The organism is Ruegeria sp. CDSA236 (assembly GCF_059611285.1).
In genome coordinates, this window is sequence record NZ_JBXWPG010000015.1 from 50,322 (window position 1) to 69,373 (window position 19,052).

17 protein-coding genes and 1 tRNA gene are annotated in these 19,052 nt (G+C 56.5%); 12 read left to right on the top strand and 6 right to left on the bottom strand.

Annotated elements, in window-relative coordinates:
- Window positions 1-4 precede the first annotated feature (4 nt).
- The 6 genes from AC2FLB_RS18860 (at window position 5) to AC2FLB_RS18885 (ending at window position 5,990) form a co-directional block, all read left to right on the top strand.
- Window positions 5-292, top strand: coding sequence for a sarcosine oxidase subunit delta (locus AC2FLB_RS18860; protein WP_106607275.1), 288 nt, complete (start codon window positions 5-7; stop codon window positions 290-292).
- A complete protein-coding gene (locus AC2FLB_RS18865) occupies window positions 289-3,246 on the top strand; it encodes a sarcosine oxidase subunit alpha family protein (RefSeq protein ID WP_496677010.1) in 2,958 nt (985 codons plus the stop codon). The genes AC2FLB_RS18860 and AC2FLB_RS18865 overlap by 4 nt, the downstream gene beginning before the upstream one ends.
- Window positions 3,239-3,802: a sarcosine oxidase subunit gamma gene (locus tag AC2FLB_RS18870; protein ID WP_142638799.1), complete on the top strand. Its 564-nt coding sequence runs from the start codon at window positions 3,239-3,241 to the stop codon at window positions 3,800-3,802. Before AC2FLB_RS18865 ends, AC2FLB_RS18870 begins: the two co-directional genes overlap by 8 nt.
- A 599-nt stretch (window positions 3,803-4,401) precedes the next feature.
- A complete protein-coding gene (locus AC2FLB_RS18875) occupies window positions 4,402-4,836 on the top strand; it encodes a hypothetical protein (protein WP_480600795.1) in 435 nt (144 codons plus the stop codon).
- A complete protein-coding gene (locus tag AC2FLB_RS18880; RefSeq protein ID WP_496677014.1) occupies window positions 4,837-5,475 on the top strand; it encodes a TIR domain-containing protein in 639 nt (212 codons plus the stop codon).
- 2 nt (window positions 5,476-5,477) lie between these two features.
- Window positions 5,478-5,990, top strand: coding sequence for a toll/interleukin-1 receptor domain-containing protein (locus AC2FLB_RS18885; RefSeq protein ID WP_496677018.1), 513 nt, complete (start codon window positions 5,478-5,480; stop codon window positions 5,988-5,990).
- Between the two features lie 1,316 nt (window positions 5,991-7,306).
- Here the strand turns inward: AC2FLB_RS18885 and AC2FLB_RS18890 are convergent.
- From AC2FLB_RS18890 to AC2FLB_RS18910, 5 genes are all read right to left on the bottom strand, one after another.
- Entirely contained in the window at window positions 7,307-8,881 is a 1,575-nt protein-coding gene (locus AC2FLB_RS18890; RefSeq protein ID WP_496677021.1) for a relaxase family protein, read from the bottom strand.
- Window positions 8,875-9,303: a plasmid mobilization protein gene (locus AC2FLB_RS18895; RefSeq protein WP_082643591.1), complete on the bottom strand. Its 429-nt coding sequence runs from the start codon at window positions 9,301-9,303 to the stop codon at window positions 8,875-8,877. The genes AC2FLB_RS18890 and AC2FLB_RS18895 overlap by 7 nt, the downstream gene beginning before the upstream one ends.
- Before the next feature lie 19 nt (window positions 9,304-9,322).
- A complete protein-coding gene (locus AC2FLB_RS18900) occupies window positions 9,323-10,243 on the bottom strand; it encodes a hypothetical protein (RefSeq protein WP_496677025.1) in 921 nt (306 codons plus the stop codon).
- 24 nt (window positions 10,244-10,267) lie between these two features.
- Window positions 10,268-10,344: transfer RNA gene (locus tag AC2FLB_RS18905), tRNA-Pro, on the bottom strand.
- 115 nt (window positions 10,345-10,459) lie between these two features.
- Window positions 10,460-11,575 (bottom strand): THUMP domain-containing class I SAM-dependent RNA methyltransferase, encoded by a 1,116-nt coding sequence (locus AC2FLB_RS18910; protein ID WP_496709844.1) that lies wholly within the window; start codon window positions 11,573-11,575, stop codon window positions 10,460-10,462.
- Window positions 11,576-11,851: 276 nt separating this feature from the next.
- Here AC2FLB_RS18910 and AC2FLB_RS18915 point away from each other — a divergent pair, with 276 nt between their 5' ends.
- From AC2FLB_RS18915 to nqrF, 6 genes are read left to right on the top strand one after another with little or no spacing between them, the layout of a single operon-like run.
- Window positions 11,852-13,195 carry a Na(+)-translocating NADH-quinone reductase subunit A gene (locus AC2FLB_RS18915; protein WP_496709845.1) on the top strand — a complete coding sequence of 448 codons (1,344 nt, stop codon included), beginning with the start codon at window positions 11,852-11,854 and terminating at the stop codon, window positions 13,193-13,195.
- Between the two features lie 5 nt (window positions 13,196-13,200).
- Window positions 13,201-14,409 (top strand): NADH:ubiquinone reductase (Na(+)-transporting) subunit B, encoded by a 1,209-nt coding sequence (locus AC2FLB_RS18920; protein ID WP_271948924.1) that lies wholly within the window; start codon window positions 13,201-13,203, stop codon window positions 14,407-14,409.
- Window positions 14,402-15,217, top strand: coding sequence for a Na(+)-translocating NADH-quinone reductase subunit C (locus AC2FLB_RS18925; protein WP_496691579.1), 816 nt, complete (start codon window positions 14,402-14,404; stop codon window positions 15,215-15,217). Before AC2FLB_RS18920 ends, AC2FLB_RS18925 begins: the two co-directional genes overlap by 8 nt.
- Window positions 15,217-15,870: an NADH:ubiquinone reductase (Na(+)-transporting) subunit D gene (locus tag AC2FLB_RS18930; RefSeq protein WP_142636378.1), complete on the top strand. Its 654-nt coding sequence runs from the start codon at window positions 15,217-15,219 to the stop codon at window positions 15,868-15,870. The genes AC2FLB_RS18925 and AC2FLB_RS18930 overlap by 1 nt, the downstream gene beginning before the upstream one ends.
- Window positions 15,870-16,478 carry an NADH:ubiquinone reductase (Na(+)-transporting) subunit E gene (gene nqrE, locus AC2FLB_RS18935; protein ID WP_142636377.1) on the top strand — a complete coding sequence of 203 codons (609 nt, stop codon included), beginning with the start codon at window positions 15,870-15,872 and terminating at the stop codon, window positions 16,476-16,478. Before AC2FLB_RS18930 ends, nqrE begins: the two co-directional genes overlap by 1 nt.
- Before the next feature lie 10 nt (window positions 16,479-16,488).
- Window positions 16,489-17,712, top strand: a complete 1,224-nt coding sequence (gene nqrF, locus AC2FLB_RS18940) for an NADH:ubiquinone reductase (Na(+)-transporting) subunit F (protein ID WP_282021772.1) — start codon at window positions 16,489-16,491, stop codon at window positions 17,710-17,712.
- A gap of 53 nt (window positions 17,713-17,765) precedes the next feature.
- Here the strand turns inward: nqrF and tviB are convergent, their stop codons facing one another.
- Window positions 17,766-19,049, bottom strand: coding sequence for a Vi polysaccharide biosynthesis UDP-N-acetylglucosamine C-6 dehydrogenase TviB (gene tviB / locus AC2FLB_RS18945; RefSeq protein ID WP_496709846.1), 1,284 nt, complete (start codon window positions 19,047-19,049; stop codon window positions 17,766-17,768).
- Between the last annotated feature and the right edge of the window lie 3 nt (window positions 19,050-19,052).

The following is a 19,052-nucleotide window of genomic DNA, read 5'->3' on the forward strand; positions in this document are numbered from 1 at the left end:
TCAAATGATTATCAATCACCCTCTTTTGGGGCCGCGTGACCGGCAGGAATTCACCTATCTCGGCGATGCTTGCCTGATTGACCGTCCCGACTGGCAGGCCGGGAACGCGATGGATCAGTTTTACGAATACGTCTACCTGCGTGATGATCCAGCCGGGGAGCACCGCGAGCTTTGGTATCACGAGCATGGCGACCGCTCGTGGCTAGTCGTAACACGCAACACGGTGACGCATGAAATCACTAATGTCGAACTGGCCAGCGATGTGGCCCGCAAGCAGGGGCGCAGCAAATGACCCAATCCAACCGTTTGAATGGCGGCCTGATCAACCGCGGAAAGCCACTGAACTTCAATTTCGATGGGCGTGCCTATCTGGGGTATGAGGGCGACACGCTGGCGTCTGCCCTGATGGCCAATGGCGTGCGTTTCCTGGGTCGATCGTTCAAGTATCACCGTCCGCGTGGTATTTTCACCGCTGGCTCCGAGGAGCCAAACGCGCTGGTCGAATTGCGCAGTGGAGCCCGGCAGGAACCAAACACACGCGCTACAGTAGCGGAGCTGTACGAAGGGCTGGTTGCTTGCTCACAGAATTACAAGGGCAGCTTACGTTACGACCTGCTTGCCCTGAACGATTTGTTCTCGGATATTCTGAGCGCCGGTTTCTATTACAAGACGTTCATGTGGCCGGCGGCTTTCTGGGAGAAAGTCTATGAACCCATCATCCGCTCAGCTGCAGGCCTTGGTCGCCTGTCTGGGGAAGATGACCCGGATGAATATGAAAAGGGCTTCCTCCATTGCGATCTGCTGGTGATTGGGGGTGGGCCCGCTGGCCTGATGGCGGCACTGACCGCGGGCCGTGCAAGCGCAAACGTCATCCTCGCGGATGAAGATAGCCGTTTTGGCGGGCGCCTGAACGTCGAACAGGAAGATGTCGACGGAAAGCCTGCGGTCGAATGGGTTGAGCAGACTGTGGCCGAGCTAACCGCGATGGACAATGTGCGCCTGATGCCGCGAAGCACGGCGATGGGGGCCTTTGACCACGGGGTTTACGGTGTGGTTGAGAGGGTGCAGGACCATCTGCAAACCCCTGTGGCAGGGAAGCCGCGGCAGACATTGTGGCGGGTTTATTCAAAGCGCGCGATCCTTTGTGCCGGGGCAACCGAGCGTCCAATTGCTTTCCCGGACAACGACCGTCCGGGGGTGATGCTGGCAGGATCGATGCGGGCCTATGCCAACCGCTGGGCTGCAACCCCCGCGCGGAAGGTGGCGGTCTTCACCAACAATGATGATGGCCATCGCACTGCGGTAGACCTGATGGCAAAAGGTGTTGATGTCACAGCCATCGTCGATGCCCGGCTGGATGCGCCGACACTGACGGATGTGCGGCTGATCAGTGGCGCGCATGTTATCGGCACCAAGGGGCGGCATGGCCTGAGCAGCATCCGGGTCCGTCAAGCGGATGGCCACGAGGAAACGCTAGCCTGTGGCGCCTTGGGCGTGTCTGGCGGCTGGAATCCCAACGTCCACCTGACCTGCCACCAGGGCGGCCGTCCTGTCTGGATTGAGAGTATTGCAGCTTTCGTTCCCGGCCGGAACATCCCAGTTGGCATGTCGGTGGCGGGTGCGGCCAAAGGCCTGTTTTCGACTGAAGACGCATTGCGCAGCGGGGCGGAAGAAGCTGTGGCTGCCCTGGAAAGCCTGGGTATCGCCGCCAGCGCATTGAAGCTGCCGCGCGCCGATAACGGCGCCTATAACCTCCAGCCACTTTACCATGTGCCCCATGGCAAGGGCCGGGCTTGGCTGGACCAGCAGAACGACGTGACCGTCAAGGACGTTAAGCTGGCACATCAGGAGAACTACCGATCGGTCGAGCATCTCAAACGCTACACTACTCTCGGCATGGCCACTGACCAGGGCAAAACTGCTAACGTCAATGCTTTGGCAATAATGGCCGAGCTGACCGGCAAATCGATCCCCGAAACGGGAACGACGATTTTCCGGCCGCCCTATACACCGGTTGCACTGGGCACAATCGGCGGGCGCACGGTGGGCAAACACTTCCACCCGACGCGCGAAACCCCGACTGACAAATGGGCCAGGGAACACAATGCGCCCTTTGACACTGCTGGCGACTGGATGCGGGCGCGTTGGTTTCCGCAGCCGGGCGAGACCCATTGGCGCCAGTCCGCTGACCGAGAGGCCTGTAACGTGCGCAAGAATGTGGGCATCTGCGATGTGACCACACTGGGAAAAATCGACGTTCAGGGCGCGGATGCCGCGTCATTCCTGAACAGGGTCTATGCCAATGGTTTTGCCAAGCTGGCAGTGGGTAAGGTGCGCTATGGCATCATGCTGCGCGAAGATGGCGCCTGTTACGATGACGGCACCGCTGCACGGTTGGCGGAAGAACACTTCGTCATCACGACCACTACAGCCAATGCCGGGGCGGTTCTGAGAAACATGGAATTCGCCCGTCAATGCCTGTGGCCGGACATGGACGTGCAGCTGATCTCAACCACCGAGGCCTGGGCGCAGTTTGCTGTTGCCGGACCGAAATCGCGCGAGCTGCTGCAGCGGATTGTGGACTCTGAGTTCGATATCTCAAACGAGGCATTCCCGTTCATGGCCTGCGGTTCCGTGACGCTGTGCGGCGGCCTGAGGGCACGTCTGTTTCGGATCTCATTCTCGGGTGAACTGGCCTATGAATTGGCTGTTCCCACCCGTTATGGAGATGCGCTGTGGCGCCGAATGCTAGAGTTGGGGCAAGATCTTGGAGTAGCTCCCTATGGTCTTGAAGCGCTCGACATCATGCGCATTGAAAAAGGCCACCCGACGGGTCGCGAACTCGACGGCAGGGCCACCGCACTGATGCTGGGTATGGGGCGCATGGTGTCCCGCAAAAAAGACAGCATCGGCAGCACAATGGACCAGCGGGAGGGGGTGACTGATCCCAATGGATTGCGCCTTGTCGGTCTGAAGCCCGTGAACCAAAGCGAAGTGATAACCGCCGGTTCCCAGTTGGTGAATGAAACTGCGCCTGTTCATATCGACAGCGAACAGGGGCATGTGACATCAGCCTGTATCTCGCCACATCTGGGGCACTCCATCGGAATGGCCTTTCTCAAAGGCGGTGATCAGCGCATGGGCGAGATTATCCGCGTAGTCGATCCCGTGCGGGGAACCGATGTAAAGGCTCAGGTCATTCCCACACATTTCTTTGACCCGGAAGGAGGGCGCCTGCGTGCTTGATCTTCAATCCATCACCCCGCTTTGGGGAGAAACGCCGCGTGTCGACCGATTCAATGGGCTGACAATCACTGAGGTTCCGAACCGGGCGCTTGCCTCGCTTGCATTGCGTAGGGGGCGCGAAGACGAAGGCCGGAAAGCGGCCGAGGCCATGCTGGGATTAGCTTTGCCTGCGGTCGGGAAGCACGCCGCAGCGGGCTCATACGCGGCTAGCTGGTTTGCGCAGGATCAGTGGCTGATCTCCGCAGAAATCCCGGAGCATGAACTTATGTCCTACCAACTCGCGGATGCCGTGGAGGGCCTAGCCTCGGTAACAGAGCAAACAGACGGCTGGTGCCGTTTTGATCTGGAGGGTGCGTGCCGGGGTGTGTTTGAACGTTTGAGCGGCGTCAATCTGGCTGCGATGGAGCCCGGGAGCGCCACACGCGCGCTGCTGGAGCACCTTAGCTGTGTGATCATCTGCTTTGAAACTGCCAGCCACTACGCGGTTCTTGGCCCGCGCTCTTACGCGCGCTCTCTGCACCATGCTTTGGAGACTGCCGCCCGTTCGGCCCTTTGAAATATCGGCTTACTTTCTGAACTAACCCGCCGCTACTGCGACCGCGGCGGAACCACGTACAGGAGACTTCCCATGACAACTGCTTGATCTTTTGGCCCTAGGTACCAAAGCTTAGGGTTAACCACGCAGTTGTCCAGTTTCGGCTTCGTCCGCGACTTGTGAATTCCACGTGTGATTCTCGCTGCAGCCTGTATGAATGACCGTTGCTTCCGCTGCATAGCGGCACCGAACTTGTTGCTCACTTGGCATTCCTGACGCTGCGAGTGCAAGCAGCGAGAAAATCCAAGGAACAGGTTGGGCTCGCACCGGACTTTCTCTGCGACGGGCCCGAATTGGTCGAATGAGCCCATTCCCGACTTTACCGGTCCAACAGAGCGCTGCATACGCATTCAGCTGGTCGTAGTCCGAAAGCGGACTTGAAAGTTCTGCACCAAGTGCGGAAAGCGAAAAATTCGCTGCAGGTGCGAGATCAAATCGCGTTGTGAAACAAAGCAGACGTCATGTCTAGCGACTTCCGCTGGAAATCTTAGATTACTCAAGTACATTCCAGTCAAATGCACGCTGAGATTGAATTTACGCATAGAGAACGAGGTAATTGAATGGGGGACAGCCAAATCCAAGACGAGAGTATTCGGATCGCGCATCTAACCATGTTGCAAGGCGTCATTACGAGAATGGGGGCAAACTCGTTTACCCTCAAAGCTCTTGCTGCGACGTTTGGGAGCGCGGCGGTTGCAGTCATGGCCACCGTGGAGACGCCTTCGCCATATTATGCGGTTGCAGCCATAGTGCCGATGATCATTTTTTGGCTGATGGATGCGCAGTATTTACGCCTCGAGCGAGCTTATCGAAAGCTATACGACCACGTGCGAAGAGGGGAAGAAATCGAAGCCTATAGCCTCGAAGCAACACCGTTCATGCAGGATACATCTTCAGTTCTTCGGCTGGCGCTTTCGTGGTCCGTGAGCTGGTTTTATTTGGCGATTTTTCTGTCGCTGGGCGCGGTCGCATCATTGATTTTTTGTGGGGTATAAATGGCTAGTATTTTCGGGGCTATACCCGCTCAAACCGCCAAGCGGCGGGTTTTCTTTTCCTTCCATTATCAGAACGACATCTGGCGAGTGAACCAGGTGCGAAACTCATGGCGCTACAACCATGAGAACACGCGCGAGTCAGAGGGGTTCTACGATGGAAGCATTTGGGAGAACTCTCGTCGAACAGGGCCAGATTCTCTTAAGAGCTTGATCCGAGAGGGAATCAAAAACACATCAGTGACTTGCGTTCTTGTTGGGGCGGCAACTTATGAGAGAAGGTGGGTTCGTTACGAAATCGCCAGATCAGTAATCAAAGGGAACGGGTTGTTGGCCGTTAGGATTCATCTCATGGGCAACCAGCAAGGATACGCTTCTCAAGCGGGGCCTAATCCGCTTGATTACATGGGGGTGTACAATACGGGCAACGCAATACGCTTGGCCGAGAGGATGAACGGGAAATGGGTGAAGTATGAGGACTATACTCAGGCGGTAGATCTTCCCGCAACTTGGATCAAGCCACACGACAACACTGTAATCAAGCTTTCTCGTTATGCCGGATTGTATTGCTATAGGACGAATGGTGGTGGCGCGAATTTTGCATCTTGGGTGAGGCAGGCAGCCGCTGACGTGGGTAGATAGATATGATCAGTCAATCTACTATTCGCACTTATGCCAGTCGTGCTGGTTCTCAAAGGTCAGATTTTGTTGTGAATCGAGCCGTGCGAGAAGGAAAGCAAACTGCTTTTCTCTCACATAGTCATCGGGATGCAGAGCTGGCGAAAGGGTTGCAAGGCTTTTTACAGTCGCAGGGGTGGCTCGTTTACATCGATTGGGAAGACAGATCGATGCCATCGCGCCCTAACCGCGAGACCGCGCAAAAGATCAAGGAACGCATCAAGCGGCTTGATTGGTTTTTGTATCTGGCGACGGCCAATTCATCTTCAAGTCGATGGTGCCCGTGGGAGATCGGATACGCAGATGGGGTTAAGCATATAGACAAGATTGTGATTGTGCCGACGCGAGATAGCTCGGGGCGCAATCACGGCAACGAATATCTCGAATTATATCGTCACGTAGAATCTGCGAGGGAAGGCGGATACGGGCTTTTCAGGCCAGACAATCGTGGCGTGTTGCTAAACAAGGTTACTAGTTAAGCACACCTGACAGTCCGCTCTAATACATTGAACAGCTTGCAATCTCGGAGACTAGGTCCAGACGCGTCGCCTCCACACTCGGTGCCACCGATCTCCATTCGGAATATCTGCACAGTGCATGAACGGCAGGAATACCGTGTGTACACAGCATCCTGTTTTCTGGTCGAAGGTCAGTTATGGGCCGTTGACCGCGTTAGACGTCCCCTGCATCATTTGAAAAACAACAGGCGCAGAGATGACCAAGAGTATAACTCAAGATGACAGGGAACTTCTTTTGGTGGAGTACCAACCTCTTAGGGAGGAAGTTAATCGAACCGTTGACCGAATGACGGCTAATGAACTTGCCTGCTCTGCGTTTGTATTTTCGATCATACTGTTTCAATTTTCTACGGACAATGTAACGTCTATACCAAACTGGATCGTGGTTCCGTTTGGAGCATCCTTGGCGATTGTCGTAGCGTTCGTGGGGTACGAACGTTCCAAGGTGTTTAGGCGCCATATGGACCAAGTTGAAAATTACCTGGCGGACATAGAACGAGCGCTCAGCGGTCAGTTCGGCTGGACCAATCATTATCGAGACGTCATACAGCCGTCTGATGCAAGACAGACCGGTTCTCGCCGAGTGCTATGGCACATTCTACGGTTCGTAGCACTGGCAAATTTTGTTTTCCAGAGTGCCGCACTTCTTAATCCGGTGGCCTAGCCTCCAAAACTTTCAGGATAGTTTTCTACAACAATGAATGACTGCTGTGCAGAATGCAATCGCAGCATTCGACCGCGCCGCTCTACGTCGGTTACGGGCCGCACGGAGCTATGCAAAGTCTACTTTTGCACCGTTGCTGCCATTGGTGATGATCAGTGCCGCCACCGCAGCGAAGGTCTGCTTGGTGGCCTTCCTGCCAAGTAGCCTGTGGCACGGCGATCGAGGGTCATCGGTCTGGATGCACGTTCTTAACGGGATTGGGCGGCAGTTTTATTGGGATTCAGGCGTCAATTCACTGAGAATACGCAGTTGAGCGCTAGGCTAGAACAACTTGGCCTATTTTGATCATTTTCGCATCGACCCCAAGTTCTGGTATCAAGTAGCCGTTTTTGGTCCTGAACACATTCCGCAAATACTGATTTCCGTCAGTGTCCATAAACAGACACCGTAAGTTGTAGCAATCGCCCCAAACCCCTGCAATTGCAACTAGTGGAATGCCTATCGGTAGCGAGTCGACTCTTTCAAATTCTCTGTAGTCAATCCCGCAGGCGCAGGATTGGCGGAAGCTCATGGTGAAGCGTTCGTGATGAGTGGGCATCGTCATTCCTTCAGATCAAAGATGGAAGCCGTAGTCTTGGTCTCGTTCAAGCAGCCCATGATTCAGCTCTCTTGCAGCAGAGTTTCGGCGGCTCTCGCTAGCTTCAAACTCGTCTGCAAGTTCTCTTCCAGCGTGGTGTAGTTCTGTTCTTCGGTCAGCAAGTCGGCCAATGTAGCTACGGACTTGAGATGTGATTTCATCAGCAGCTCGATGCACTGCGTTAAGCCATTTAGCCTGGCCTCGATCCCGGTCGTCGAGCGTTCTTCCAAATTGCGCAATTCCGAGGCGGAGGTCTCGCAAGCCGTCACCAACTGCTCGACGCACGCGAGCAAATCTCGCTCCAAGGCTGTCAGGGATTGGTCCATCTAGTTTGGCTCCACTCTGATGCAAGAAACCAATCGGCTCGCCACCGAACAGGTGCGCATGCTTGATGTTTCTGGCGGCAGGATCAAATAAGTCGCTCCCTCGTGAAGTACCGCCTGGATGCCCAACCTCTCTAGCTGCGTCGAGGCGGCTATCGTTGAGAGTTTCCAGCTCCACAGAAAAGTCAGTCCTAAGGTTGCTGCGATCAACACCATACAGGCCGTTATCACCGCCCAAGGTGAGATCTGAATCAGGAATTTGATCTTGTCGATGTGACTCTGCCAGGTCGTCCCGCTCCAATCCAAAAACGTGCGGGTATCGGCTTCGATTGTATTCCGCGCGAGTGTTACACATGCTTGAATATCGCTCCTGAAGCTCTGCAATTGAGAATCCATCAAGGCGGCGTGCTCTTTTCGGATCTTGTCCAAGTCCGCGTTCAATTTCTCGCTCAGCCGGGTCGGCTTGCCAGTCGTCATGGAAAATCTCTCCTTTCAATCGCCAGCGTTCGCCTGTGTCGGGGTCTTTGGCCGTGATGTAATTTTTGCTTACGCGGGGGATATCGAAACCTGCGTCGGTCAGGGCATCGACCATGCTTGCGCGGTCGGTGATGGTGCCGATGCTGATCTGGTCTAAGATCCATTCGTGGAGTTCTTCGCGGCCCTGTGCCCTAGTTGGGGCCTCAACGGTGGCTTGAACCTCCTGTGTGCGTTCCAGATCCATCGGATCGGCCCAGTCGTGCGTCTTGTTCATTAAGTCGCGCAGACTGTCATAGGCTGTCCGATAGCCAGGTGGTGCGATGTTGAGGCTTTTACCGGTTGTCAGCTCCAAACGCGGTGTACAGAAATGCAGCTCAACTCGGTCTTCGTGGCTGTGCCGGACCCAGAGCAAGTCGAATTGCTCACTGTCCATACCAGCGAATGCCAGTGCCTCGAAGGCGTTCATGACTTCGACCTGCTGGGCTACGGTGGGTGCGTCCTCGCTGGCAAAGCTGATGACGCCCGCGCGGTAGGTCCACTGATTGCGACTGGCGTCGATCAGGGCCTCGGTGCGGGTGGAATCGCCGCGCAGCACTTCAGGCAAAGGATCGCGTATGACCGTCATGGGCTGGCCATCAGCATCGCGGATTAGATCGCGATTGGAGTCATAGGCCAAGACCTCACGCGTGACGAGATAGCCAACTGGACCAGCACCCGCGCCTTTGCCATTGGGAAAGAACTTGATCAGCATTGTCGTGCCTCATCAAGGATCTTGGTAAGCTGGCGTTCAATCACAACCAGTTGTCGGGCGACGGCCAGCGTATCCATGTCAACCCGACCAATCAGAAGCGCCCGATTCACAACCCGCGCAACCTGGTTGAGGTTACCGCCAATGCGCCCTAGTGCCAGGACCAGAGCGGGGTCGACGCGAGGCGCAGGCTTGCGACGACGTGCTTCCGTCAGACCCAAGGCTTCGCGCAAGAGGGTCGCGGCAGACACTCCGGCAGCTTCGGCTTTGGCGCGAAGCTCAGCCTTCTCAGCAACGCTACATCGAAAGACGAAGGTCTCGGTGAGCGGCGCTTTGGCGGGCGGCGTGCCTCCGCCGGTGGGGTTCGAAGGGGAGGCTTGCCACCCCTCGCAAGGTCCCGTGTCAGCAGCGCCAGCGTATGACATGGGTCGCCTTGCTCTTTGCTCAGACCGCATGGCACAGTTCCTGCTTCGATGGTGCAAACAGGGTCCAGCCTTCGGTGATGAGCCAGCTGCGCAACACGGGCCACTCGTTCTTGTTCGTTGGAGGGAACCTGCCGGGGAGCCAGTAGCCGCGCTCGTTGTTTTCGATGGCTTCAGGAAGTACCCGGTCGATCCAAGCACCAAACATTCGTTCGGTGAACTGCTCCCATTGGCGGCAGCCGAAAGATTGGCGCGAGACGAATTCGGGTTGCGCACTGCCCACGCGCGCCGAGTCGGATGGCCCACCATTCGGCAGATCCGGCTCAAGCGCGAGGTTTTGTTCTATGGATTGTTCTTTCTTTATATAGGAAAGATCACCCATGCGCCCTTTGTCTCTCACGGGCGAACCCTTTCGCCCTTCTGAAAGGCTCATCGGTGCATCCTTTTTCCTCCGGCGAAACGGGATGATTTTTGTTGGGGAGCGAAGGTCGTATTCTGTGTGATTGCCTGCGCCACGCCCTTCAGTTCGAAACAGCCAACCGAACTCGACAAGCTGTTTGAGGCAGCGTTTGATGGTTGCTAGCGACATTCCGACCAGGAACTCATCAAGCGTTTTTAGTGAGGGATTGAGTTGGCCGGTCCTGTCGTTGGCGAACTGTACCGAAAGCGCTGAGGCAACTACCTTAGTTGACGAGTTGAGGTCAGCGCATTGCAGAACGGCCTTGAGCCATTCAAAGCGATTGAGCCTAGACATATGCGCCTCCCGCGATTGCGGACCGGCTGCGAATTTGGTATTCTGTTCGTGCGGATAAATTTGCATTACCGTTGAGGTGGGTGGCCGCCCCCTCAGCGGTTTTTCTTTCACTTTTCTTCGGAAACCAGACCCTGAAAACAGAATAATCCGGACAAAATCCGGGTATGCTGCGGTGGCGGCGCAGTTCATTCGTATTTAACTGATTGATTTTATTGGTCGGAGTGAGAGGATTCGAACCTCCGACCCCTGCCTCCCGAAGACAGTGCTCTACCAGGCTGAGCTACACTCCGACCGTGGCGGGTGATTTATACCTGAGGGTTTGGATGTGCAAGAGGGATTCTGGGTCTGGTTTGTGATTAGTAACAGGCTTTGGACAGGCTCAAAATCCCTGTGATTAGCCCCATGTCAGATCAGGCGGTCAGTGCGATAAAGTCGGATTTTTGTGCCGCCGTGATCCACTACCGGCCCTGCCGGAAGCAAAGGAAGGCGTGTGGCATGGGCCAGGGATGGGGTGCTTGTTACGATGCCAACGCGCCAGCCTTTGAAGCGTGACATCAGAACCTTGCCGAAACTCCCATACAAGGATCGCAGACGTTTTTCATCGCCTATCCTGGTGCCATAAGGGGGGTTTACGATCACTAACCCCTCAGTACCTTGCGGGGGCTTCAGATCGCTGACGGAGTGGCAATGAAATGTTGTATTGGTCGAAACACCGGCTTGTTCCGCATTGGCTTTTGCGGCCTCGATCGCGCCTGCATTCCTGTCGGAGCCGAAGAACTGAACCTCGGGGGCAGGGGAGGGTGACCCGGCGCGCATGTCGGACCAGATGTCGGGATCAAAACTCCTTAGGCTTTCGAATGCAAAATTACGCGTGCGACCGGGAAGCAGGCCCAACGAGATCTCGGCAGCCTCGATGACGAAAGTGCCCGACCCGCACATGGGATCCAGCACCGGTTCGGTCCCGTGATAGCCACATTCGCGCAGGAACATGGCCGCCATTGTCTCGCGCATGGGGGCCTTGGCGACGGAAGTCTTGTGACCTCGCTTGTGCAGGGGATCTCCGGAGGTGTCGATCGAGAATGTGCAGATGTCTTTCTCAATCCGCAAAAGCACGCGCAGGGCTGCATCTGTCGAGATTGGAGCCCCCAGTGTCTCGGCCAGCGCTCGTTCGATCCTTTGGCGCGCGGCACCCGCATGATAGATGCGCGATTTGCGGCTTGTCGCCTCGACTTTTACCGGCACTTCCGGACGCAGGAAATCTGACCACGGAAATTTTCTGGCGCGTTTGTCCAGTTGTGCAAGATGGACAGCGGGAAAGCTGCCAATCCGAACCAGAACTTTATTTGCGCCCCGAAGGCAAAGGTTGGCACGCCAGACTTCGGGCCACCCGCCCCGACAAACCACGCCACCAGCAATGACCTTGGCATCGGCGAATCCCTGTTCGGTGGCCTCGGCATGCAGCGGCGCCTCTAGTCCGGGCGTTGCTACCAGAAAAATTTCCAGATCGTTCGTTTGTTCCATCAAGGGTGCTTACACCGGACATGATCGGGGCGCGACAGGCAATTTCAGCGAAAGTGATACAAGAAAGTGAATACCGTGAGGGAATTTTGACGGTTACAGGTTTGCTTTTGGTATCATCCCCGCGTAAAGGGGCCACAATCAGAGGGACGGCCGCGGATTTCAGTCGCAATTCGACGCTTTTGCGACGACTGCTTGGAATTCTCGCGTTATTGTCTGACACTAGATAGGTGTTGGCTCAGCCGGCACAGGTAAAGAGGCTTGGAAGACCGTAGCGACATGCAAACTTTCAAACTGAAAAAAGGGTTGGAGTTGCCGGTGCAAGGCGCACCGGAGCAAACCATCCATCCGGGTCCAGAATTCAAGACTGTTGGGGTTTTGGGGGGCGATTACCTTGGCTTGAAACCGCGAATGCTGGTTCAGGAGGGGGATGACGTTCAACGTGGCACTCCGTTATTCTGTCACAAGGACGCACCCGAGGCGATGATGGTCGCCCCGCTAAGTGGTAAGATCGTTGCCATCAACCGTGGTGCGCGCCGGGTTTTGCAGAGCGTTGTGATTGAGGTTGCGGATGCCAACGACACGGGTATCGATTTCTCGGGTGTTGGTGATGCGGACAGCACCGAGGGTGTCACCGCCAAGCTATGCGCCGCGGGGTTGTGGACCGCTTTCCGTACGCGTCCCTATTCCAAGATGCCAGTTCCGGGCACCAAGCCAGCAGCGATTTTCGTCACAGCCATGGATAGCGAACCACTGGCCGGAGATGCAGAACTCATCATCAATGACGCGGGCAAAGCATTTGCGGATGGTCTGGTAGCCGTATCCAAGTTGACCGAGGGCAAAACCTATTTGTGCCAGCAGGACGGTGCTTCAGTTCCGGGTAGCGATCTGCCAGACGTTGAGGCGGCGGCATTCTCTGGTCCGCATCCTGCGGGTTTGGCCGGAACCCACATCCATTTCCTCGAACCGCTTGCGGGCGAAAAGCAGGTCTGGACCATCGGGTATCAGGATGTCATCGCCATTGGCCGCCTGATGCAGACGGGCCATCTGGACCCTAATCTGGTGATCGCCCTGACTGGCCCGGGTGCCCGTCAGCCGCGCCTGATCCGTACGGTGATGGGAGCGTCGACCGAAGACCTGACCCGGGATGAGGTTGATGTGGACGGCACGGCACGGATCATTTCGGGCTCGATCCTATCTGGTCAGCATGCGGATGGCCCAACGGCCTATCTGGGGCGTTTTGCAAGGCAGATCAGCATCATCCGCGAGGACCACGACCAGATTCCGATGGGTTGGATCCGCCCGATGCCTTCGAAATTTGCGGTTCAGCCGGTGCTGGGTTCTGCTTTCGCCAAAAAGCTGTACGCGCTCAGTTCGAATCTGAATGGGGGGCGCCGCGCCATGGTGCCCACGGGTACGTTCGAAGAGCTGATGCCGCAGGACTATCTGCCGACGCAACTGCTGCGGGCACTACTGGTGATGGACACCGATACTGCGCAAGCTCTGGGCGCGCTAGAGCTGGACGAAGAGGATCTGGGCCTTGTCGGCTTTGCCTGTCCGGCAAAATATGAATACGGGCTGGCGCTGCGCGACTGCCTGAACAAGATTGAAAAGGAGGGCTGATCCAAATGGGTTTGCGCAGCTTCTTCGATCGGATCGAGCCGAACTTTACCAAGGGCGGCAAGTACGAAAAGTATTTCCCCATCTACGAGATGGTCGAAAGCTTTATCTACACTCCGAAAACCGTGACCTCAGTGGCCCCGCATGCGCGGTCTTACGTGGATATGAAGCGGATCATGACCTATGTCGTGATCGCGACCATTCCCTGTATCCTTTGGGGGATGTGGAACACCGGCTATCAGGCCAACTCGGCCATCGCCAGCCTCGGGCCGGACTCTGCCACCGGTTGGCGCATCGCTCTGCTCCAGATGTTTGGTCTCTCGCTGGACCCCAGCAGTGTCTTTGCAAATGTGATGCACGGGTTGATGTATTTTCTGCCTATCTACATCGTCACACTGGTCGCAGGCGGTATATTCGAGGTCATCTTTGCCACCGTGCGCCGCCATGAGGTGAACGAAGGTTTCCTTGTAACATCAATGCTTTATACACTGATTATGCCGGCCACTACACCCTTGTGGCAGGTGGCTTTGGGCATCATCTTCGGTGTGGTGATCGGCAAAGAGGTATTTGGCGGCACTGGCAAGAACTTCCTTAACCCCGCGCTGGTTGGTCGTGCGTTCCTGTACTTCGCTTATCCTGCGCAGATGTCGGGTGACTCGGTCTGGACCCCGGTTGACGGGTTCTCGGGTGCAACCGCGCTGGCGGTGTCAGCGGCCGAGGGCGTACAGGCTCTTGCTGCCGAAGGGATCACATGGTCCAGCGCTTTTTACGGCACCATTCAGGGCAGCTTTGGCGAGACCTCGACCTTGGCCTGCTTGATCGGTATGGCCTTCCTGCTGATGACCAAGATTGCCAATTACCGCCTGATCGTTGGCTGTCTGGCCGGGACCATCGGTTTTACTCTGCTGCTGAACCTGATCGGGTCGGATACCAACCCGATGTTCGCGATGCCGTGGTATTGGCATGTGGTTCTGGGTGGGTATGCATTTGGCCTGGCCTTCATGGTGACCGAACCGGTTTCCGCCAGCCACACCAACCTGGGCCGCTATATCTATGGCGCCTTGATCGGTGTGATGGTTGTGATGATACGCGTGATCAATCCGGCCTTCCCCGAAGGCATGATGCTGGCCATCCTGTTCGGCAATGTCTTTGCACCGCTGATCGACTATTTCGTCGTGCAGGCCAATATCAAACGGAGGGCGCGTCGCCATGTCTGATCCGCAACCTCAAGAACCCAAGGGCGCATTGGCTCGCTTTCTGGCCGCCTCGCCGGATTCGGTTGGCAAGACGATCTTCGTCGCCGTTGCCGTCTGTCTTGTTGCCTCGATGGTGGTCTCCGCCGCTGCGGTCAGCCTGCGCCCGGTGCAAGAAGCCAACGCGCTGAAGGACAAACAGGTTAACGTTTTGCAGGTGGCTGGTGTCTTCGAGCCGGGCATAGACGTGACCGAAGCCTTCGCTGCGTTCGAGCCGCATGTGCTCGAGCTTGCCACCGGCGAATTTGTCGACGATCAGTTCGATCCGGCAACCTTTGATGACCAGGCTGCTGCAAGTGATCCTGAACTCAGCGTAGCATTGGACACTGACCCGGCGGGTATTGGTCGTCAGGCCAAGTACCGAGTGATCTATCTGTTGCGCGATGATGCGGGCGATTTAGACAAAGTGATCCTGCCGCTGCATGGTTATGGCCTGTGGTCGACGCTCTATGGTTTTATCGCTCTAGAAAATAACGGCAACGACATCTACGGCCTGCAGTTCTATCAGCATGGTGAGACCCCCGGCCTTGGCGCCGAGGTGGACAACCCGCGATGGAAAGGTCTGTGGAATGGCAAGAAATTGCGCGACGATGCAGGCGAGCTGCAGATTACCGTCGCCAAGTCGCAACCCGCCGCCGGTCCCGATTTCTATGTCGACGCGCTGGCTGGGGCTACTCTGACCTCAGTTGGTGTCGATAACCTGGTGAAATTCTGGATGGGTGACGCGGGCTACGCCCGGTTCCTGGCCAAACTGCAAGCAGGAGAGTTTTGATGTCTCAGACCAAGAAAGAGATGCTGGTCGACCCGCTTGTCGACAATAACCCGATCACGCTGCAGGTCCTGGGCATCTGTTCCGCGCTGGCCGTGACATCTTCGTTGCAGGTGGCCTTTGTAATGGCGCTGGCTGTGACCTTCGTGACCGCATTCTCGTCCATGTTCATCTCGATGTTGCGCAACCAGATACCCGGCTCAATCCGGATCATCGTCCAGATGGTGATCATCGCATCGCTGGTGATCCTGGTGGATCAGGTTCTCAAGGCCTATGCTTTTCAGATTTCGAAGACCCTGTCGGTTTTCGTCGGGCTGATCATCACAAACTGTATCGTGATGGGCCGTGCCGAGGCATTTGCGATGAAGAACCCCCCGATCGCGTCTTTTATCGACGGTGTTGGCAACGGCATGGGCTATGGGCTGATCCTGTTGCTAGTCGGTTTTATCCGCGAGCTGTTGGGGGCCGGGTCGCTGTTCGGTGTCACCATCTTGCAGACTGTGAACAATGGCGGCTGGTACGTACCTAACGGTATGCTGCTGTTGCCGCCTTCGGCGTTCTTTATCATCGGCCTGATCATCTGGGCCTTCCGAACATGGAAGCCGAACCAGGTCGAAGAACGTGAATACAAAATCCAGCAGGTAGAGGCGCACTGATGGAAGGGCTTATCTCACTGGCCGTAAAGGCCATCTTTGTCGAAAACCTTGCGCTTAGCTTCTTTCTTGGCATGTGTACCTTCATCGCCGTGTCCAAGAAGATCTCGACCGCGCTGGGTCTGGGGATCTCGGTCATGGTCGTGCAGGCGATCACTGTTCCCGCCAACAACCTGCTGCTGACCTATCTGTTGAAGCCCGGCGCATTGGCCTGGGCTGGGTTCCCGGATGTGGACCTGACCTTCCTTGGCCTGATCTCGTATATCGGTGTGATCGCGGCCATGGTTCAGATCCTTGAGATGGTCTTGGACAAGTATTTTCCGCCGCTCTACAACGCGCTGGGGATTTTCCTGCCTTTGATCACGGTGAACTGTGCCATCCTGGGCGGGTCGCTGTTCATGGTCGAGCGGGATTATAACTTTGCAGAGGCGACGACCTATGGTCTGTCCTCGGGCTTTGGCTGGGCGCTGGCGATAACTGCAATGGCGGGCGTGCGCGAAAAGCTGAAATACTCGGACATTCCCGACGGCCTTCAAGGTCTGGGGATCACCTTTATCACCGCGGGACTGATGGCGATGGCCTTCATGTCCTTCTCGGGCGTGAAACTGTAAGGGGGCGGCAATGGAAACCTTTAGCCTTGGCGTCATTCTTTTCACTCTGATCGTTCTGGCGCTTGTCGCCCTTATCATGGCCGCCCGGTCGCGGTTGGTGTCGACAGGCAATGTCAACATCACCATCAATGGTGAGAAAACCGTGTCCGTGCCCGCCGGCGGCAAATTGCTGCAAACGTTGGCGGCCGAGAAACTGTTCGTGCCATCGGCCTGTGGCGGCGGCGGGACCTGCGCACAATGCCGCGTACGCGTCCATTCCGGCGGTGGCTCGATCCTGCCGACCGAAGAAAGCCATATCACCAAGCGCGAGGCCGCTTGTGGCGACCGTCTGTCTTGTCAGGTTGCAGTTAAACAAGACATGGATATCGAGGTCCCCGAAGAGGTCTTTGGCGTCAAGAAATGGGAATGCACGGTTCGGTCGAACGAAAACGTTGCCACCTTTATCAAAGCGCTGACGCTGGACCTGCCCGAAGGTGAGGATGTGAATTTCCGCGCTGGTGGCTATATCCAGATCGAAGCCCCCGCCCATGCGCTGAAATACACTGATTTCGATGTCGAGGAGGAATATCGCGAAGATTGGGATCGCTTCAATCTGTGGCAATACGACTCGGTCGTTGCCGAACCCATCGAACGCGCCTATTCCATGGCCAACTATCCGGACGAAAAGGGCATGATCATGCTGAACGTCCGGGTTGCCTCACCGCCTCCGGGTTCCGAAGGGATACCGGCGGGCCAGATGTCGTCGTATATCTTCAACCTGAAACCGGGTGACAAGGTAACGATCTCGGGTCCATTCGGTGAATTCTTCGCCCGCGAGACCGGAAGAGAGATGGTGTTCATCGGTGGCGGTGCTGGTATGGCGCCCATGCGCAGCCATATTTTCGACCAGCTCAAACGGCTTGAGAATCGCGACCGCAAGATCACCTTCTGGTACGGTGCCCGGTCCAAGAAAGAGATGTTCTTTGTCGAGGATTTCGACAGCCTCGCGGAAGAGTTCGACAATTTCGAATGGCATGTCGCCCTGTCGGATGCCCAGCCCGAGGATGACTGGAAAGGCTATACCGGCTTTATCCATAACGTGCTGTTCGACGAATACCTCAAGAACCACCCGGCACCCGAGGATTGCGAGTTCTACATGTGCGGACCGCCGATCATGAACCAGTCGGTCATCAACATGCTGCTGGATCTGGGTGTGGACCGCGAAGATATCATGCTCGACGATTTCGGCGGGTAATCAGTTATCCGGCGCCCTGTGGCGCCGGTTTCATTTTAGGTCCTTTGGTTCGATTACAGGCGCAGGTCGCTTGCCTCGCGTGGCAGGCAGGATTTGATGTCGAAGACTACGCTGTTTTCTTTGCCATAGGCTCGAAACTGCAAAGGATCGAGTGCCCGATATTCCGCATGCGCGACGGCCAGGACGACCCCGTCATAGAGCCCTGGCTCAGGTTGGTCGATCAGGCCCAGGTCGTATTCTTCTTGCGCAGCTTTGGGGTCGGCATGAGGGTCGTGGACATCGACGCTGATGCCATAGCTTTGCAATTCTTCGATAATGTCGACGACACGGGTGTTGCGCAGGTCGGGGCAGTTTTCCTTGAACGTCAGGCCCATCACCAGAACACGGGCGGCGCCAACATTGATACCGCAACGGGTCATACGTTTGACCAGTTGCGACACTACATAGCTGCCCATCCTGTCATTCAGGCGCCGCCCTGCAAGGATGATCTGCGGGTGATGGCCCACGGCCTCGGCCTTGTGCGTCAGGTAGTAAGGATCCACGCCGATGCAATGCCCGCCGACCAGACCGGGGCGGAAGGGCAGGAAATTCCACTTGGTTCCGGCTGCGCGCAGCACAGCCTCGGTATCGATGCCCATGCGACCGAAGATCATCGCCAACTCGTTCACCAGAGCGATATTCAGGTCGCGCTGGGTGTTTTCGATCACCTTCGCGGCCTCAGCCACGCGGATGCTTTCGGCCTTGTGGGTTCCGGCGGTGATGATCCGGGCATAGAGCGCGTCAACCAGATCAGCGACCTGCGGGGTTGAACCAGCGGTGACTTTGCAGATGTCCGCGATGCGGTGGGTCTTGTCACCGGGGTTGATCCGCTCGGGGCTGTAGCCTGCAAAGAAATCCGTGTTGAAGGTCAGGCCCGAGGCGCGTTCCAGCACCGGAACGCAATCTTCTTCGGTTGCGCCGGGATAGACGGTGGATTCGTAGATCACCAAATCACCGGGTTTCAATACGTGGCCAACTGTTTCCGACGCGGCCAGAAGGGGGGCTAAATCAGGCTGCTTACCTGCGGTGATCGGCGTGGGGACGGTTACGACATAGGTATCGCAATCGGCAATCTCCGAGGGGTTGGTTGTGAATTTCAGGCCGCCCGCCGCGCTCAGATCATGTGGCTCAACCTCATGCGTTGCATCTACGCCAGCGCGTAGTGCCTCGACCCGCGCCGCATTGATGTCAAATCCGATCACCTTGCCAGTTTTGCCGAAGGCCACGGCCAGGGGCAGGCCGACATAACCCAGCCCGATCACAGCAATCTTTCGGGAATTGGGGTCGGTTTCAAGCATATG